Consider the following 17533-nt stretch of genomic DNA (forward strand, 5'->3'; position numbering starts at 1 on the left):
GTGCAAAATGAGAATAATTCTGTATAATCTAATGTGTAACAATTCAAATTTTTAATTGATACATAGAGGGGAGAGATCATAATGAATCATGGAGAATCTAAAGTGGTTCGCATTGAAAAAGCCAAAGGAAAGCAAATGTTGTTTTTGAGTTTAAGCATTATTATGGTATTGATTTTGTTACTTGTAGGGCTAGGTGCATCAAGTACATTTCTAAAAATTATCATGATTTTATGTGCACTCTTTTTTGCTTTAGGAATTTGGTTTTTTACGAAATCATTATTAAATAAAACAGGTTTTGCGATTTTAGATGAACATGGATTTTATGAATATTCATCTGCAATGTCGACCAATGATACGTTAATTCCTTGGAAAGAAGTGAAAGAAATTAACATTAAGGAATTTGGCGGTAAACGTTATGTGCAAGTGTTACTCCATCATCCTGAAGTTGCAGACAATGCGCGTTCAGCGATTGGAAATATGTTTGCGAAAAGCAATGCGAAGATGGGTTATGCAGGTATTCTTATCGATACTAATACTGCTAAAGGCATGAAGACTGACGACCTATTCCATTTAATGCAACAGTACCAACAACAATATGGGCAAATTCAAGTTGAATCAGATACGCCTGTTCAAACAATGAAAACAATTGACGAATTATAAGCAATCAAAGGTAGGACACCGTAGTGTCTTACCTTTTGTTTGTTTTTGTTGAATTCAACGTTACAACAAATCACTTTTGTTTATTTTCATATGGTTTTGTAGTAAATTGAACATAATCATAAAAATTGTTATTTAAAAAGTTTCAAAGTGCGTGATGATAAATAAAAAGGTTGTGAGCAGTGTGAATAAATATGAGCGATTAGATGAAATTGCAAGACGTGTTCATGAAAAAGGGACGATACGTATTCAAGATATCGTTGATGACTTAAATGTTTCTGACATGACTGTACGTCGCGATTTAATCGAATTAGAAGAGCAAGGCGTCTTGACAAAAATACATGGCGGGGCACGTAGTAATGCGGCTTTTCAATATAAGGAAATGTCTCATAATGAAAAGCATACCAAACAAATTGAAGAGAAAAAGATGATTGCTAAAAAAGCAGCTGAGCTGATTGAAGACGGCAACCATATCTTTTTAGGTCCAGGCACTACTGTAGAAATGTTAGCAAATGAAATCAAAAATAAACGATTGTCTGTGGTCACGAATTGTTTGCCTGTTTTTCACATTTTGTTCCGAAAACGTTCCGAACATTTTAACGTGTATTTAATTGGAGGCACACAACGAGAAATTACCGAATCATTTGTAGGTGAAATGGCAAACACATTGCTAGAAAAGATGCGTTTTTCTAAAATATTTTTTAGTGCTAATGGCATTAAAGGTAATGATGTCATGACGTCCTCTTATGAGGAAGCGTATACGCAAAAATTAGCAATTTCGCATGCCAATGAAAAATATGTATTAGTGGATGATTCTAAAGTAGGGAAAGAAGATTTTGTGTCTTTTTGTGAATTGTCCGAATTAACCGCGATGGTAACCAATGGTCTAACTGAAGAACAACAACAAATGGTGCAACACTACATCGAAGTCATATAAATATAAATTGTGACAAAAACAATAAAGATGCATATTAATGTTGAACAAAACTAAATATAAGGGTAAAATATTTTTGAGTAGAGAGATAAAGTTGTTGAAACTTTGTCTCTCTTTTTTGTCTAAATTAGAACAATCAAACACCAACAAACAAAAAGTGAACAAATAATGTTGTAAATATGTTTAATTACGTTTATAATTTAAACATAAAGAGATGAAAGCGCTTATTTCAATGTTTGTTTCAACAACAGCAATATCATAGGAAGGATGATAAGTGTGAAAGTGATTATTGGTGCTGATCAATTTGGTTTAGCATTAAAAGACCATATTAAAACGTATTTAAAAGACAACCAATACGATGTGTTAGATGTAACAGAAGAAAGTACGTCTGACTTTGTCGATGTAACTGTAGCGGTTGCAAAAGAGGTTCAAAAAGACGATAGCAATTTAGGTATTGTGATTGATGAATTTGGAGCTGGCAGTTTTATGGTAGCTACGAAAATTAAAGGTATGATTGCAGCAGAAGTTTCTGATGAGCGATCAGCATATATGACGCGTAGTCATAATAATTCAAAAATGATTACAATGGGCTCAGCTCTTGTTGGAGAAAAATTGGCTATAAACATTGTCAAAGGTTTTGTTGAAGGAAAATATGACGGAGGTCGTCATCAAATTCGTGTCGACATGTTAAATAAAATGTGTTAATAGGAGGATTTAAATATGAAAATTGCAATTGGTTGCGACCATATTGTTACAGATACAAAAATGGAAGTGTCCCAATTTTTAAAGTCACTTGGTCATGAAGTGATTGATTGTGGCACATATGATTTTACACGAACGCACTATCCGATATTTGGAAAGAAAGTGGGAGAGGCTGTTACTAGTGGTGACGCTGACCTCGGTGTATGTATTTGTGGGACAGGTGTTGGCATTAATAATGCAGTTAATAAAGTGCCAGGTGTGCGTTCAGCACTTGTAAGAGATATGTCTTCGGCTTTATATGCGAAAGAACAATTAAATGCGAATGTCATTGGCTTTGGCGGTAAAATTATTGGTGAATTATTACTATGTGACATTGTTGAAGCATTTATTAATGCAGAATATAAACCGACAGAAGAGAACAAAAAGTTAATCGATAAAATTGCTAAAGTTGAATCTATTAATCAAGCTCAAAAAGATAATCATTTCTTTGATGAATTTTTAGAGAAATGGGACAGAGGCGAATATCACGATTAATTGCAAATTCTAATTTTTGAAAATTCAGATAAATAAGGGCGGTATATTTTGAAAAATGCTTTTCAATAAACCGCTTCAAACTAACATTTAATATGAGGTGTAAGACATGAGCACAAAACAAACTTTTTTAGAACAAGTAAGTAATGAAGATGGCATTATTTCAGCACTTGCTTTTGATCAACGTGGCGCATTAAAACGAATGATGGCGAAATATCAAACAGGTGAACCAAGTGTTGAAGATATGGAGAAACTTAAAAAACTTGTTTCTGAAGAACTCACACAATATGCATCTTCTATTTTATTAGATCCTGAATATGGTCTACCAGCAACACAAGTACGTCATCCTGAAGCTGGCTTGTTACTTGCTTATGAAAAAACGGGTTATGACGTGAACGCAAAAGGTCGTCTTCCAGATTGCCTCGTTGACTGGTCAGCAAAACGAATTAAAGAAGCGGGTGCACAAGCCGTTAAGTTTTTACTTTATTATGATGTGGATGATGAAGCGGCGATTAATAATCAAAAAGAAGCATATATCGAGCGTATTGGCTCGGAATGTAAAGCGGAGGATATTCCATTTTTCTTAGAAATTTTAGCTTACGATGACACAATTGCTGATAATAAAGGACCTGAGTATGCAAAAGTGAAACCTAGAAAAGTTATCGAAGCAATGCGCGTCTTTTCAAAAGAACGCTTTGGTGTGGACGTATTAAAAGTAGAAGTACCAGTTGATATGAATTTTGTTGAAGGTTTCGGTGATGGTGAAGTTGTTTACACTCAAGACGAAGCGGCAGCTTATTTTAAACAACAAGATGAAGCCACACACTTACCATATATCTATTTAAGTGCAGGTGTTTCAGCACAATTATTCCAAGAAACATTACGTTTTGCTGCAAATGCAGGTGCACAATTTAACGGTGTATTATGTGGACGTGCAACATGGGCAGGTTCTGTTCAAGCGTACATCGAAAAAGGTGAGGTAGCAGCACGTGAATGGTTACGTACTGAAGGTTATCACAATATCAATGAATTGAATAAAGTTTTAAAAGAAACAGCTGTATCATATAAAAAATAATCAGTAGATAAAATTCATTAATTGTTGGAGGGGTTTACCATGAATAGAGAAGAAGTTACGATGTTAGGTTTTGAAATCGTTGCTTATGCAGGAGACGCACGTTCTAAATATTTAGAGGCGTTAAACGTTGCACAAGCAGGGGATTATGCTAAAGCAGAACAATTAATTGAAGAGGGAAATCAATGTATTGTTGATGCGCATAAAGCACAAACATCTTTATTACAAAAAGAAGCGAAAGGTGACGACATTGCGTACAGTGTAACAATGATGCATGGTCAAGACCATTTAATGACAACACTTTTACTTAAAGATATGTTAAAGCACATCATTGAATTATACAAAAGAGGGAGTTAATTAAAATGAACAAGTTAATTGGATTTATCGAAAAGGGAAAACCGTTTTTTGAAAAGCTCTCACGTAATATTTATTTAAGAGCGATTCGTGATGGGTTTATTTCCGCAATGCCTGTTATCTTATTCTCGAGTATCTTTTTACTTATCGCGTATGTTCCTAATATATTTGGTTTCACATGGCCAAAACATATTGAAGCAGCAATTATGAAACCTTATGGCTACACAATGGGTATTGTTGGTTTACTTGTCGCAGGAACAACTGCCAAAGCATTGACAGATGCGTACAATCGTCGTCTTGAAAGTACGAATCAAATTAACTTTATCTCAACAATGCTTGCAGCAATTTGTGGTTTCTTATTTTTAGCAGCTAACCCACTTGAAGAAGGTGGCTTTGCCAATGCATTTATGGGAACAAAAGGGCTTTTAACGGCTTTCTTAGCAGCATTTGTCACAGTAATTATTTATAACATCTGTGTGAAAAATAATGTCACAATTAAAATGCCTAAAGAAGTTCCACCTAACATTTCTCAAGTATTTAAAGATTTAATTCCATTTACTTTAGTAATTTTAGCCTTATATGGTTTAGATTTATTATCACGTGCTGTAATTAATACAAATGTCGCTGAAGCGATTGTAAAATTCTTTGAACCTTTATTTACGGCAGCCGATGGTTATTTAGGTATTACAATCATTTTTGGTGCTTTCGCGTTATTCTGGTTTGTAGGTATTCATGGACCATCGATCGTAGAACCTGCGATTGCTGCCATTACTTATGCCAATATCGAAACGAACTTTAAGTTATTACAAGCAGGCGAACATGCTGATAAGATTTTAACACCTGGTACACAAATGTTTATCGTAACGATGGGTGGTACAGGTGCAACACTTGTCGTACCTTTTATCTTTATGTGGTTATCTAAGTCGAAACGTAATAAAGCGATTGGACGTGCATCTGTTGTTCCAACATTCTTTGGTGTAAACGAACCTATCCTGTTTGGAGCACCAATCGTTTTAAACCCAGTATTCTTTATTCCGTTTATTACTGCTCCGATTGTTAACGTATGGATCTTTAAATTCTTCGTTGACGTACTCGGTATGAACAGTTTTAGTGTGGTATTACCTTGGACGACGCCAGGTCCACTTGGACTTGTAATGGGTACAGGTTTTGAAGTGTGGACTTTCGTACTTGCAGTCACATTAATTGTCGTCGATGTTTTAATTTACTATCCATTCTTTAAAGTATATGACAAACAGATTTTAGAAGATGAGCTTAAAGGTGTCGATGGTTCAGATGAATTACGTTCAAAAGTATCTGATAATTTCGATACGAAAAAAGCAGACGCTGTCATTGCGTCATCAGTAGGTACTACAACACAAGAAACAACACAATCAACTACAACAGATAATCATGATATTACAGAACAAACGAATGTACTTGTTTTATGTGCAGGTGGCGGTACAAGTGGATTACTTGCAAATGCTTTAAATCAAGCAGCTGCAGAACATCATAAACCTGTTACAGCTGCGGCTGGAAGTTACGGTGCACATATGGACATCATGAAAGAATATGATCTAGTTATTTTAGCGCCTCAAGTCGCATCAAACTATGAAGATATTAAACAAGATACAGACCGTTTAGGAATTAAGTTAGCAAAAACGCAAGGTGCTGAATACATCAAACTCACGCGTGATGGTGAAGGCGCATTGCAATTTGTGAAAGACCAATTTAAATAAAAGGAGTCTTAAAACATGAAAAAATTACCAAAAGATTTTATCTTTGGTGGTGCAACTGCAGCGTACCAAGCTGAGGGTGCTACGCAAACTGATGGAAAAGGACGTGTCGCATGGGATACGTATTTAGAAGAGAATTATTGGTATACTGCTGAACCCGCGAGTGATTTTTATAATCGCTATCCTGTCGATTTAGAATTAAGTGAAAAATTTGGTGTCAATGGGATTAGAATTTCCATCGCGTGGTCGCGTATTTTCCCGACAGGATATGGTGAAGTTAATACAAAAGGTGTGGCATTTTATCATAATCTTTTTAAAGAATGTTTAAAACGTGGTGTAGAGCCTTTTGTTACGCTACATCATTTTGATACGCCTGAAACCCTCCACTCTGACGGTGATTTTTTAAACAGACAAAATATCGAGCATTTTGTTAACTATGCTGAATTTTGTTTTAAAGAATTTGAAGAAGTTAACTATTGGACAACTTTCAATGAAATTGGGCCAATTGGAGATGGTCAATACTTAGTAGGAAAATTCCCACCAGGTATTCAATATGATTTCGAAAAAGTGTTTCAATCGCACCATAATATGATGGTTGCACATGCGAAAGCTGTTAAATTATATAAAGAGCAAGGATATAAAGGTGAAATTGGCGTTGTCCATGCGCTACCAACTAAATATCCATTTGATAAAAATAATCCTGAAGATGTACGTGCTGCGGAACTTGAAGACATTATTCATAATAAATTCATTTTGGATGCCACGTACTTAGGTAAATATTCAGACAAAACTATGGAAGGCGTTCAGCATATATTAAATGTGAACGGCGGCCAATTGGATTTACGTGATGAAGATTTTGAAGTACTTGATGCAGCGAAAGACTTAAATGACTTTTTAGGCATTAACTACTACATGAGTGATTGGATGCGTGGCTATGAAGGCGAATGTGAAATCACGCATAATGGTAAAGGCGAAAAAGGCGCTTCAAAATACCAATTAAAAGGGGTAGGTCAACGTGAATTTGATATTGATGTACCGCGAACAGATTGGGATTGGATGATTTATCCTCAAGGGTTATACGATCAAATTATGCGTGTGAAAAAAGATTATCCAAACTATAAAAAAATATATGTGACAGAAAATGGTTTAGGATATAAAGATGAGTTCAAAAACGATACTGTTGAAGATGATGCACGTATAGATTATGTGAAACAACACTTGGAAGTTATCGCAGATGCGATTCAAGATGGTGCTAATGTAAAAGGTTATTTCATTTGGTCACTTATGGATGTGTTCTCATGGTCAAATGGCTATGAAAAACGTTATGGTTTATTTTACGTAGATTTTGAAACACAACAACGTTATCCGAAAAAAAGCGCGTATTGGTATAAACAGCTCGCTGAAACACAAATCATAGAATAAAGCTTATGAGACTTAAGACGTTTACACGTGTTAAGTCTCATTGTTTATATAGCGATATTTAACATACATTTGAAGTCCGCATAGGGAAGTGCTATAGTGATTTTAATTTAAGTGTGCTTATTTGATTTGTATCCCAAAAGTTGAACATTGATGAGGAGGTAACATTTATGAAAGCTATAGTAAGTAAACAACCATTTGATTTATCAGATGGAAATTTGTTTGAAGAAATAGAGTTAGCACCGACAGCGTTACAACCACACGAGGTACGTGTGAAAGTGCATGCAATTGGTGTCAATCCAGTTGATGCAAAGGTCAGACAATCATCTATGCATACAGATTTTCGTATTTTAGGTTACGATGCGGCAGGGGAAATCGTTGAAGTTGGCACGTCTGTCTTTGATTTTAAAATGGGTGACGCTGTCTTTTATTCTGGATCGAATCAACGACCAGGCTCTAATCAAACATATCAGACGATTCATACAGATTATATTGCTCATATGCCTAAACAGTTATCTTTTGAAGATGCGGCTGCACTCCCTCTCACAGCCATCACTGCTTATGAGACATTTTTTGATGTATTTAAAATTTCTAAAAATGTACATGAAAACCAAACCAAAACAATATTAATTATTAATGGTGCAGGTGGCGTTGGAAGCATTGCGACACAAATTGCAAAAGCGTATGGCTTAACAGTTGTAACTACTGCTGGTCGAGATGAAACAAAAGCATGGTCCCTTCAACAAGGGGCAGATGCAGTTTTAAATCATAAAATGGATTTAATGTCTGAATGGAATAAGCTTAAGCTATCATCACCAGACTATATATTTTGTACATATGACACAGATGCATATTACACGCAAATGATTGATATCGTTAAGCCAAGAGGCCATATAGCAACAATTGTAGCATTTAATAACGATCAAGATTTGAATTTATTGAAGCAAAAGAGTATAACGTTTTCTCATGAATTTATGTTTGCAAGAGCAATACACAACTTTGATGTGGCACAATATCAAATCTATTTGAAAGACGTTGCTCAAAAGATTCAAACCCAACAGTATCACTCTACCCGCACTAAAACTTTAGAGGGATTAACGACGGATACGCTTTTTGAGGCACATCAAGCAATGGAACAACAGCAGTTTATAGGAAAGCTTGTCATTAAAGTGATTTAAATAAAAAAATAGAGATTATATTAGATTGAAAAGGGAAAGGGCATACAAAAGGTATAAGGTGGCTATGCATAATGAAAAAGTTTAAAGTGAGTCTCGTCTTTTGGGTATCACTCTTCTTATGTGCACTCTTTGTATTGCTGGGTGCTCTTTTCCCAAAACATGTAGAAAAATCCACTAAAAATATCACATCATTTATTGCGACTCATTTCGCATGGTACTATTTGTTACTTGTGCTCGCGATTTTATTTGTATGTGTGTATTTATTATTTTCAAGACACAGCTCAATTATTTTAGGCAAAGAGGGTGAAGCGCCGGAATTTTCTCTTAAGTCTTGGTTTGCGATGTTGTTTAGTGCAGGCATGGGCATGGGACTTATATTTTGGACGACTGCAGAACCTCTCAGTCATGCATATACAAAAAGTCCAATCGCTCATACAGGATCTAATCAGGCTATTGATGATGCAATTCAATTTGCGTTTTTTCATTGGGGTATTCATGCGTGGGGTGTTTACGGCATCGTAGCGCTCGTTATTGCCTATTTTAACTTTCATAAAGGCTATCCAGGGCTTGTAAGTGCTACATTACGCCCGTTATTTGGTGGGAAATTGATGTCAGGACCTTTAGGGGGTTTACTTGACATTTTAGCAATTATTGCAACGGTAACAGGTGTGGCTGCAACACTTGGTTTCGGTGCTTTACAAATTAACCAAGGTTTAAATTACATGTTCGATATAAAACCTTCGTTTACAGCACAATTTTTTATCATTCTGTTTTCGGCTTTTGTCTTTACTTGGTCCAGTTGGACAGGTATTAGTAAAGGGATAAAATATTTGAGTAATTTCAATATGATTCTTGCTTTTATAGTATTGGTTCTTGTGTTTATTTTAGGTCCAACTTTGTATATATTAAATACTTTTTCAAATGGAATTGGTAATTATATTGCGCATTTCTTTGATATGAGTTTGCGATTACCTTTAAATAATGAAACGCAACGCACTTGGGTCAATAATTGGACGATTTTCTATTGGGCATGGTGGATATCTTGGGCGCCATTTGTCGGTATTTTTATAGCAAGAGTGTCACGTGGTCGTACCATTAAAGAATTTATTATTGGTGTATTGTTTGTACCTTCACTCGTATGTTTTATCTTTTTTGCAGTGTTTGGTGCGTCAGCTATCGATCAGCAACAACGTGGGGTGGCAAATTTAGCGAAAGAGGCGACAGAAACTGCAACATTTGCGATGTATCAACATTTTCCACTTGGATTTATATTAAGTCTTTTAACACTTGTTGTGATCTTTATTTTCTTCATTACATCGGCCGATTCTGCAAATTATGTGCTTGGAATGTTGAGTACGAAAGGAGATAATCATCCGGCTGCTTATATCAAAGTGGCATGGGGAATCATGCTTGCGTTATTTGCTATAATTATGATTATTACTGGTGGAACACAAGCCATTCAAAACATGCTTATTATAGCTGCATTACCTTTCTCAGTTGTTATTATATTTATGGTTTGGTCATTATTTAAAGCACTGTCAAAAGAACACCCCAAAACGCACTTACACACACATCAGAATACGCGTGGGAAACATTAAATGATGCTCATGTAATGGTAATTAAAGTAGCGTGGATTTCCATTTAAAACTTAAACGCGACGTCTAGATTTAAAAAAGGCCTTCAACGTTTTTCAATAGTAACGTTGAAGGCTTTGTAATATATAAAACATAAAATCATGACACCTTATCACTGAACAAAGTCGATGATTAGCGTTTAGGGGCTGGTTTTTTTAATAGAATAATAACTATAAGGCCAATGATCCCGATAGCCATCGCAACGTATATTGTTGCAAAAAGGTTAATATGCGCAACCACTATACCGCCAAGTAAAGCGCCAAACCCTATACCTGCATTTAAGGATGACATATTCCAACTCATAATTTGACTATGATCACCTTCAACTTGTTCAATCAGACCTGATTGTATTGCAGGATTTGTACTCCATTGAATGATATGCCATATAAAGAGTGCAATAAGTAAAATTATAGTATAACTCCACAATTGGTTTAATAAAAACATCATTATAGTAAAAATAGTACCGCTTATTAATAACCATTTTTTATAAGGTGGTGTAAACTTTAATTAATCAATAATTCTTATGAAAGGAATTGATGGTTATGACAGAGTTTACACCACATTTTTATGATTTTAAGCATTTAGATTATCGTAATTTTGTAGTTTTAAGATTTCATGGATATTCTAAACGCAATATCTGTAAAATGTATAAACTTGCGTATTTTTGTATATTGCGTGTTTGTGAACAAGCTCAAAATAATGATTATCGGTTCACTTTTAAGGATTATGTTTATTTAAAATCTTATGGTGTGTCTGACAAGTATATTTGTAAGATGTATCATATCGATCAATTAGATTTAGAATTCTTTGAGGTGATGAACCGATAGGTTTTAAATAAATTTAATAGGTCAGGAGAAGCATAGAAACTCCATTATCAAAAATGCAGTGGTACGGATTTGCGGGAGTTATTCCTATTCGTGCGACCATATACTAAAATAATTTGTAATTTTATGTCTAATTTTAAATTCAAACTAATTAAAAGGATGGTAGATATTATGGAACCAGTATTAGATTTTAACAAAACATTAGGTAGTTTAAATTTCTTAGGTGTAGATGAAAAATTTAAATATGAAAATGGTGAGCGTACTAATGAAACTGTTTATGCATATAAATTAGGTAGTAAAGCACAAGGTGAACAAATTGTAGTTAAAACACCTAATAAAGTTGAATTAGATTATTTACAAGAATGTGAGCTTGTAAATCCTGAATGTAAAATGTATGTACAAATGAATGGTGATTTTGGAACGATTGGTTATAGTTTTAAGGCTGAGGATATTAAAGCATCTGGTAATTTGTCTCCTAAATCTAGTAAATAAGTTAGGTGATTTTTATGGAATATTACACAGGTGAAAGATTAAAAATTTATGCGAATCATTTAAAAATCTCTGATGAGATTTTAAATTATGTAGCGAGTCGTATTAATTGGGGTGAAAAACTTTCATTAATGACTTTAGCTAAAGAGATACAATCAAAATTTAATGACAGTTATATTAAACAGAATACGCCTAAAGGTCGCCCTATTATTTATGGCGATCTTTGTCTATTGTGTATGAGTTTAAGTCAAGCTGGGCATGGTAGAATGCTACAAGTTGATTTAAAAGATTGTGTTTACATTGGTGATGTTGAAAAGGATTAAGATTATTAACTTGACTCGTTGTAGCTTTTAGCGAATGCAGGCGCAGAAATGCAAGCACGGAGTGCGATTCGCATTTGGGCGGAGCCTGCGACAAATGAGCGTTAAGAAAGTGAAAACGAGTCAAGTTATCAAATCGCTTGCGATTTGATAGGAGGTAATTGAATATGTGTTTGAAAAACCAGTCCGCCCCCCTTTCTAATAGGGGGGGTAGAGCGTACAAATAAAAATCCCTTAGAGGCAGTCGTAGACTGGGTTCAAGTCACTTTCCATTCGACCTCGATTTTTGCAGTTATTGAAGATGTAATTGGACTTCCAAAAGATTTGTTCAAAAAGCGTAATAACGGGTTATATTTTTATAATCGTGGTTATGAATTTTCAAATATAAAGATTTTTTATTCTGATAAAGATGAATCAATGGGAGTTCATTTACAATTATCTGGTCAAGGTTGTAGAGAGTTTGAATATCATTTGAATCAGTTAAATCAAACTTGGAAAGATTTTTTTAATAAGTGTGTAGAGATGAATTCAAATTTTACACGCATTGATATAGCTATTGATGATTATAAAACTTATTTTAAGATTCCCTTATTGATAAAGAAAGCTGAAAAAGCTGAATGTGTTTCTAAGTTTCGTGCTGGAAGTTCTATTAACGGTTTTAATTTAGCTGATGGTAAATCAAAGGGAGCTACTTTTTATATCGGTTCTAAACAAAGTAATTTGTATTGTCGTTTTTATGAAAAGAATTATGAACAAGCCTATAAGAATAATTGTGATGTTGAAGAATTCGGGTTATGGAATCGTTATGAAATTCAATTAAGAAAATCTTATGCAGAAAATTGTGCGTTAGAGTTAAGTAAGACGGATAATATAGCTTATCTTGTAAAGTCGATACTAAATAATAATTTGCGATTTATTATACCTCCTAAAGACAGTAATGATACAAATCGTAGACGATGGCCACTTTATCGACCTTGGTCGAAATTTATTAAAGATGCGGATAAATTGAATTTATCTATGAGACCATCTTTAAAATCTATTGAAGATAATATGGATTGGTTAACGAAACAAGTGGCAACAACTTTAGATACAGTTTTGACAGCAGAAGCAATGGCAAAATCAGAGGGATTGCTTGGAAGTGAATCATTTATAGATGTTATTTTAGCTCATTCTAATTTTGGTGATGAGCATAAGTCTAGAATTGAAAGATATTTAATGGAATTACACAGAAAAAAAGCACTGAATCAACAAGAATGATTCAATGCTAATAAATTGTAAGATTAAGCGAGGTGCTTAACATTTTAAAATTCATATTAGAATTAAGAAAAAATTTTTTGAGATTCATTAACAAGTACATCATATCACGGTTCTCAAAAAATGGAAAGAGTTATAATGTTGCTGAGGAAGAACGTCGAACGATTCCGAAATATAAAAATTTACAAAAGTGGATTATTGTAGGTTTTTATTGTTTCTTAGTATTACTTTTAATATTGCTTTTAGCTAGTTTTATTAAATCTTCAAAAGCAAAAAAAGAAAGTCATGAGGCAATGTCAAAATCAGATTTAATTGAACGTAAATATGAGGATAACGCCTCAACCGTACAATATAGTCCTAAACTAAAATTGTATGCAGATGATTTTGTAGACACATATATGTCTGTACCTCGTGATTCTAAAGATTTAGAGGAAAGAAATAAAAATTTAGCTAAATTTTTCCCATCTGATTATAAAGTACCTGATGAGAAAACATCTGACTCAGATAGAAAATTAAATAGTAAAGAGTTTTATAATATCAAGAGGAAAGATAAACAGACGATCATTCAGTATATTGTTAATTATGATGTGAATATTACTGAAAAGAAAGAAGTAAAGGTTAAGAAGAAAACAGAAAAAGGCAAGAAACAGGAATATGAAACTAAAACAGAAGAAAAAAATAGGAAAGTGACTCAAAATGTTTTAATTAATATTCCTGTTAAAAGTGAGAATAATAAATACGTTGTTGTTGAATATCCTTATTTCACCCCTATTCCTGATAGTCATTTAACTAAAGAGAAAATGGTTGAAGATAATTTGAAAGATAATAAGCGTGAAGATAATCCAAAAGTTAAATCATTTATTGAAGAGTTCTTTAATAAGTATGCTTCAAGTAAGTCTGACGATATGGCTTATTTAATGAATAATCCTGAAGGTCTTGAGGGTACAAGAGAAGTTTCAAATATTAAAGAAGTGCGCTTATATCCTAAAGGTGAAAACTATATTGCGAAAGTTGAAGTATTAATGAAAGATAAAGATTCTCCTTTGGAGAATTTAGAACATTACACCTTAGAAATAACGGAAAAAGATGGTAAATATTATGTTGAACGTATGACAAATTCTATTGGAGGTTAGTTTATGGATAACTTTATAAATTTTATGGTTTTTGGTGCTGGTCGTCCATCAATTGATGGTTTGGGTAATTGGATTGGTAGTGAAGTTGGTACAGGTATTGGTATCGTTGTATTAATTATTGGTATTATTCATTGGGCTACAGGTAAATATGGTCGTATGTTAGCGCTATTTATTGTGGGTGGTCTTTTATTCTTAGTGAGTAAAGGTCCAGAACGTGTGTTTAATGCGCTTGCGGGTATTTGGGAAATGATATTTGGAGGCTGAGGTGATTTAATTTGGATAAAAAAGCCTATAATTTAAAACGTACTTTTGAACAGCCCATTGTAATGTATGAATTTACTGATGGTTTGAAGATTAATAAAGGATTACGTGTTGATTTTTGGGTTACTTTTATAATTATATGGATTGTTTTTTTACTCGCCTTTCTTTATTTAATGAAACCACTAATAATGTCTATAAGTGGCTTGATGTTTATATATTTTACAGTTGCACCTTATTATTTAACGAAGTATGTTGTTAAGTTAAAACAAGACGGAAAAAAGTTGTTTTTCTTTTTGTGGGATTTTATTTTGTATATTCTTAATGTTCAAATGAAACATGTAAAATATAGTTTTGATGAAGAAGTACATTATCAAAATAAGAAAATAACGTTTAAATAGTCCCTTTTGGGACTATTTTTATTGGAGTGATGAGATGAATTTGAAAGCGCCTTATGTAGGTTTAAAAGATAATTTATTATTAACGAAGTCTGGTGAAGTTTGGGCTTATTATCGTGTACGTTCTGAATCTATCTCAACCGCCAATTATGATGCAAAAGAAGAAACTAAAAAACGTATGAAATACTTTTTAGAATCGATCAAAGGTTATCAAGATTTTCATTTTGAAATGTATGACCATGATTTAGATTTAAGAAATAAATTTAAAGAAATTAGTCAAGATTTTGATGATGATGCTTTTGATGTTGCTGAATATTATGCCAAAGAGACAATTGATGTATTAGAACAAGAATTACAAATGATTACACATAATTCATTTGTAATGGGTGTGAAACTTCGTGAGTTAACTGATGATGCAGTAACTGTTAAAGAAATATTTAAAAGCACTTTGTCTAATACAGCTGAACGTATTGTTTCTAATTTCGGTTTTGATGTTGATTTAGATGAAAAATTGTTATCAAAATATAAGCTTTATGAGCGTGATTTAGCTGATAGTTTTTTAGGTATAGGTGGTGAACGCCTAAGTGAAAATGAACTTGCTTATATTGTACGTAAGCCATTTATTTCAAATGGTACGCATGATGTTCAAGAAGAATCATCACGACGTGTGTCAACGGATATGTATAATGCGGTGATTGACCCAACTAAATTAAGTGTTTTAGAAGTTGAAAATGAGAACGAAACATTTTATACAACAACGGTTGTTGTTGATGATTTTCCTTTAGATATGGAGTACACACATTTATTTGAGAAAGCACAAAATATGCCCTTTCCAGTTGAATGTCATGTAAAAGCTAAAATAGTTGAAAATGAAAAAGTTAAGAAAAAATTTGATCGTGCAAAAATTAATCATAAAGCACAAGCAAAAGAAAAAGTGAGTACGGGTGATGATGCGTCTGAAGATATTCAAGATAACCTATTTGTATTAAATCAAATGGAAAAAGAAGTGACTGGCTCAGGTGTTTTTATGGAATGGGTTTTTATGTTTGTGATTAAAAGTGATGATTTTAAAGATTGTAAACGTAAAGCGAAACGTTTAATTAAACGGTTAAAAGAAACTGAAATTTATGCGGTAAATCCTTTGGCTGACCAATTACAATTATTTTATCAGTCGTTACATGGTAATGCTTTGTTTATTAATAAATATTGGATTCAGCGTACTACAGCGACTGGAATTGCTGAAAATTTATTTGGAGTAACGCAAAGCTTAGGTACAAAGACAGGGTTTTATATTGGTCGTATTGATAAATTTTTAAGGTCTGTTAGTCGTGAAGAAGCTATCGCAAGTTCAAGAGATATTATATTGTTTAGTTTGTTATTAGCTGCGAAAGGTATTAAAAATGCAGCGAGTGATAGTCCACATGTATTGATTACGGGTCAAACGGGTAAAGGTAAATCATTTTTAGCTAAATTATTATGGATATATACATCGTTTTTTAAAGGTCAAATGATTTATTGGGACCCTAAATCAGAATTTGCGGAATGGTTCGATCGAGTAACTGATGATAAAGAAATGCAACGAAAGTATCCCCTTTTTATTAATCATTTAAAAACATTTAAGTATGTCACACTGAATTATGAAGATGCGACAAATTATGGTTGTTTAGACCCTATTGTATTTTTAGATGGTATTGAGGCAAATGAGATGTTGAAATCTGTATTTGATGAAATTAAATCTTTTGAAAATTATCATCACATCGAGACAGCGATTTATAAAGCAATTACTGAAACAGTTGAAGAACGTGAGAACGGTAAGCAAGTGGGGTCACTGAATGTTATTGAAAAACTTCAAAATGATGATGATGAGCATGTGAGTAATGCGGGTGATTTATTATTTGAGAAAACTCAAAACAATATCCTAAAACTTGTATTCAGTGATGGTTCAAATCCAGCTTTAAACATTCAAGAAAAAGCAACAATATTACAGGTTAAAGGTCTAGATATGCCTAAAGCTGATGATGACCCGTCGGGTTATTCAACAAGTGAAAAAAATGGTATTACCTTAATGTTGTTAATTGGTAAGTTTTTAGAAAAATTCGGTTCTCGTCGAGAAGTACAAACAACGTTGTTTATTGATGAGGGTTGGGCATTTAGTGCATCAAGACAAGGTAAAAAAGTAGGTAAACGCATCAAACGTACTGGACGTTCTGAAAACAATTCATTAGTGTTTATTACGCAATCTGTACGTGATAAAGCTGATGATGATGGCGGTAATTTTGGTTGTCATTTTGCGTTCGATGAAAAAGATGAGCGTGAAGATATATTAAAATCTTTGGATTTAGAGTATTCGAAAGAATCCCCTGAGAATATGGAGATGTTAAAAGATTTAAAGAAAGGTCAATGTATCTTTAGTGATTTTTATGGCCGAGTTGGAAAAATGGTTGTGCATTGTCCATTTGAAGAAATGACGGAAGCATTTAGAACGCAGGAAGATTCAGCAAGTTCTATAGCAGAAGAAAAATTTGCGATATAATAAGGGGTAGATATTATGAGGTTTTTAATGATTTTATCAATTTTTGGTTTAAGTTTATCCATTATTTTGTGGATAGTTGGTAATATTGGATCTGTCTCTTATACACATCT

General features: G+C 33.5%; 17 protein-coding genes and 2 pseudogenes. 18 read left to right on the forward strand and 1 reads right to left on the reverse strand.

What is annotated here, in order from left to right; translation table 11 throughout:
- Positions 1-81 precede the first annotated feature (81 nt).
- From CD172_RS10005 to CD172_RS10050, 10 genes are all read left to right on the forward strand, one after another.
- On the forward strand, positions 82-660 hold the full coding sequence (locus tag CD172_RS10005; protein ID WP_103346267.1) for an STM3941 family protein: 579 nt from the start codon (positions 82-84) through the stop codon (positions 658-660).
- A 181-nt stretch (positions 661-841) separates the two neighbouring features.
- Positions 842-1594, forward strand: coding sequence for a DeoR/GlpR family DNA-binding transcription regulator (locus tag CD172_RS10010; RefSeq protein ID WP_037567164.1), 753 nt, complete (start codon positions 842-844; stop codon positions 1592-1594).
- A gap of 273 nt (positions 1595-1867) precedes the next feature.
- Positions 1868-2296 carry a galactose-6-phosphate isomerase subunit LacA gene (lacA, locus tag CD172_RS10015; RefSeq protein ID WP_037567165.1) on the forward strand — a complete coding sequence of 143 codons (429 nt, stop codon included), beginning with the start codon at positions 1868-1870 and terminating at the stop codon, positions 2294-2296.
- 15 nt (positions 2297-2311) lie between these two features.
- Positions 2312-2827, forward strand: coding sequence for a galactose-6-phosphate isomerase subunit LacB (gene lacB / locus CD172_RS10020; RefSeq protein ID WP_103346268.1), 516 nt, complete (start codon positions 2312-2314; stop codon positions 2825-2827).
- Between the two features lie 106 nt (positions 2828-2933).
- Positions 2934-3899, forward strand: a complete 966-nt coding sequence (gene lacD / locus CD172_RS10025; protein ID WP_103346269.1) for a tagatose-bisphosphate aldolase — start codon at positions 2934-2936, stop codon at positions 3897-3899.
- Between the two features lie 39 nt (positions 3900-3938).
- Positions 3939-4253: a PTS lactose/cellobiose transporter subunit IIA gene (locus CD172_RS10030; protein ID WP_037567172.1), complete on the forward strand. Its 315-nt coding sequence runs from the start codon at positions 3939-3941 to the stop codon at positions 4251-4253.
- A 5-nt stretch (positions 4254-4258) separates the two neighbouring features.
- Positions 4259-5986 carry a lactose-specific PTS transporter subunit EIIC gene (locus CD172_RS10035; protein ID WP_103346270.1) on the forward strand — a complete coding sequence of 576 codons (1728 nt, stop codon included), beginning with the start codon at positions 4259-4261 and terminating at the stop codon, positions 5984-5986.
- Between the two features lie 15 nt (positions 5987-6001).
- On the forward strand, positions 6002-7405 hold the full coding sequence (gene lacG, locus CD172_RS10040; RefSeq protein WP_037567175.1) for a 6-phospho-beta-galactosidase: 1404 nt from the start codon (positions 6002-6004) through the stop codon (positions 7403-7405).
- A 167-nt stretch (positions 7406-7572) separates the two neighbouring features.
- Entirely contained in the window at positions 7573-8580 is a 1008-nt protein-coding gene (locus tag CD172_RS10045; protein ID WP_103346271.1) for a zinc-binding alcohol dehydrogenase family protein, read from the forward strand.
- Between the two features lie 71 nt (positions 8581-8651).
- Positions 8652-10178, forward strand: a complete 1527-nt coding sequence (locus tag CD172_RS10050; RefSeq protein WP_103346272.1) for a BCCT family transporter — start codon at positions 8652-8654, stop codon at positions 10176-10178.
- A 168-nt stretch (positions 10179-10346) separates the two neighbouring features.
- On the opposite strand, the pseudogene CD172_RS10055 reads toward CD172_RS10050, so the two are convergent.
- Positions 10347-10700, reverse strand: a pseudogene (locus CD172_RS10055) (MFS transporter); the annotation flags it as partial.
- 56 nt (positions 10701-10756) lie between these two features.
- Between CD172_RS10055 and CD172_RS10060 the strand changes: the two are divergent.
- The 8 genes and pseudogenes from CD172_RS10060 (at position 10757) to CD172_RS10095 (ending at position 17423) form a co-directional block, all read left to right on the forward strand.
- Positions 10757-11041, forward strand: coding sequence for a hypothetical protein (locus CD172_RS10060; protein ID WP_096664047.1), 285 nt, complete (start codon positions 10757-10759; stop codon positions 11039-11041).
- A 168-nt stretch (positions 11042-11209) separates the two neighbouring features.
- The gene (locus CD172_RS10065; protein WP_031863810.1) at positions 11210-11530 is read left to right on the forward strand and encodes a DUF961 family protein; all 321 of its coding nucleotides are present in this window, start codon (positions 11210-11212) and stop codon (positions 11528-11530) included.
- Between the two features lie 14 nt (positions 11531-11544).
- Positions 11545-11850 carry a hypothetical protein gene (locus tag CD172_RS10070; protein ID WP_096664050.1) on the forward strand — a complete coding sequence of 102 codons (306 nt, stop codon included), beginning with the start codon at positions 11545-11547 and terminating at the stop codon, positions 11848-11850.
- A gap of 164 nt (positions 11851-12014) precedes the next feature.
- Positions 12015-13104: pseudogene (locus CD172_RS10075) on the forward strand (replication initiation factor domain-containing protein).
- A gap of 77 nt (positions 13105-13181) precedes the next feature.
- Entirely contained in the window at positions 13182-14234 is a 1053-nt protein-coding gene (locus CD172_RS10080; RefSeq protein ID WP_031884092.1) for a conjugal transfer protein, read from the forward strand.
- A 3-nt stretch (positions 14235-14237) separates the two neighbouring features.
- The gene (locus CD172_RS10085; RefSeq protein WP_103346274.1) at positions 14238-14498 is read left to right on the forward strand and encodes a TcpD family membrane protein; all 261 of its coding nucleotides are present in this window, start codon (positions 14238-14240) and stop codon (positions 14496-14498) included.
- Between the two features lie 11 nt (positions 14499-14509).
- On the forward strand, positions 14510-14893 hold the full coding sequence (locus CD172_RS10090; RefSeq protein WP_031796731.1) for a TcpE family conjugal transfer membrane protein: 384 nt from the start codon (positions 14510-14512) through the stop codon (positions 14891-14893).
- A gap of 34 nt (positions 14894-14927) precedes the next feature.
- Entirely contained in the window at positions 14928-17423 is a 2496-nt protein-coding gene (locus tag CD172_RS10095; protein WP_103346275.1) for an ATP-binding protein, read from the forward strand.
- The last annotated feature ends 110 nt before the right edge of the window (positions 17424-17533 follow it).

Source organism: Staphylococcus agnetis, from assembly GCF_002901865.1.
Lineage (GTDB): Bacteria > Bacillota > Bacilli > Staphylococcales > Staphylococcaceae > Staphylococcus > Staphylococcus agnetis.

Coding starts and splice junctions, on each gene's coding strand:
- CD172_RS10095 (WP_103346275.1), top strand. CDS start 14,928: ATGAATTTGAAAGCGCCTTATGTAGGTTTAAAAGATAATTTATTATTA.
- lacD (WP_103346269.1), top strand. CDS start 2,934: ATGAGCACAAAACAAACTTTTTTAGAACAAGTAAGTAATGAAGATGGC.
- CD172_RS10030 (WP_037567172.1), top strand. CDS start 3,939: ATGAATAGAGAAGAAGTTACGATGTTAGGTTTTGAAATCGTTGCTTAT.
- CD172_RS10065 (WP_031863810.1), top strand. CDS start 11,210: ATGGAACCAGTATTAGATTTTAACAAAACATTAGGTAGTTTAAATTTC.
- CD172_RS10060 (WP_096664047.1), top strand. CDS start 10,757: ATGACAGAGTTTACACCACATTTTTATGATTTTAAGCATTTAGATTAT.
- CD172_RS10035 (WP_103346270.1), top strand. CDS start 4,259: ATGAACAAGTTAATTGGATTTATCGAAAAGGGAAAACCGTTTTTTGAA.
- CD172_RS10005 (WP_103346267.1), top strand. CDS start 82: ATGAATCATGGAGAATCTAAAGTGGTTCGCATTGAAAAAGCCAAAGGA.
- CD172_RS10070 (WP_096664050.1), top strand. CDS start 11,545: ATGGAATATTACACAGGTGAAAGATTAAAAATTTATGCGAATCATTTA.
- CD172_RS10045 (WP_103346271.1), top strand. CDS start 7,573: ATGAAAGCTATAGTAAGTAAACAACCATTTGATTTATCAGATGGAAAT.
- lacB (WP_103346268.1), top strand. CDS start 2,312: ATGAAAATTGCAATTGGTTGCGACCATATTGTTACAGATACAAAAATG.
- CD172_RS10085 (WP_103346274.1), top strand. CDS start 14,238: ATGGATAACTTTATAAATTTTATGGTTTTTGGTGCTGGTCGTCCATCA.
- lacG (WP_037567175.1), top strand. CDS start 6,002: ATGAAAAAATTACCAAAAGATTTTATCTTTGGTGGTGCAACTGCAGCG.
- CD172_RS10050 (WP_103346272.1), top strand. CDS start 8,652: ATGAAAAAGTTTAAAGTGAGTCTCGTCTTTTGGGTATCACTCTTCTTA.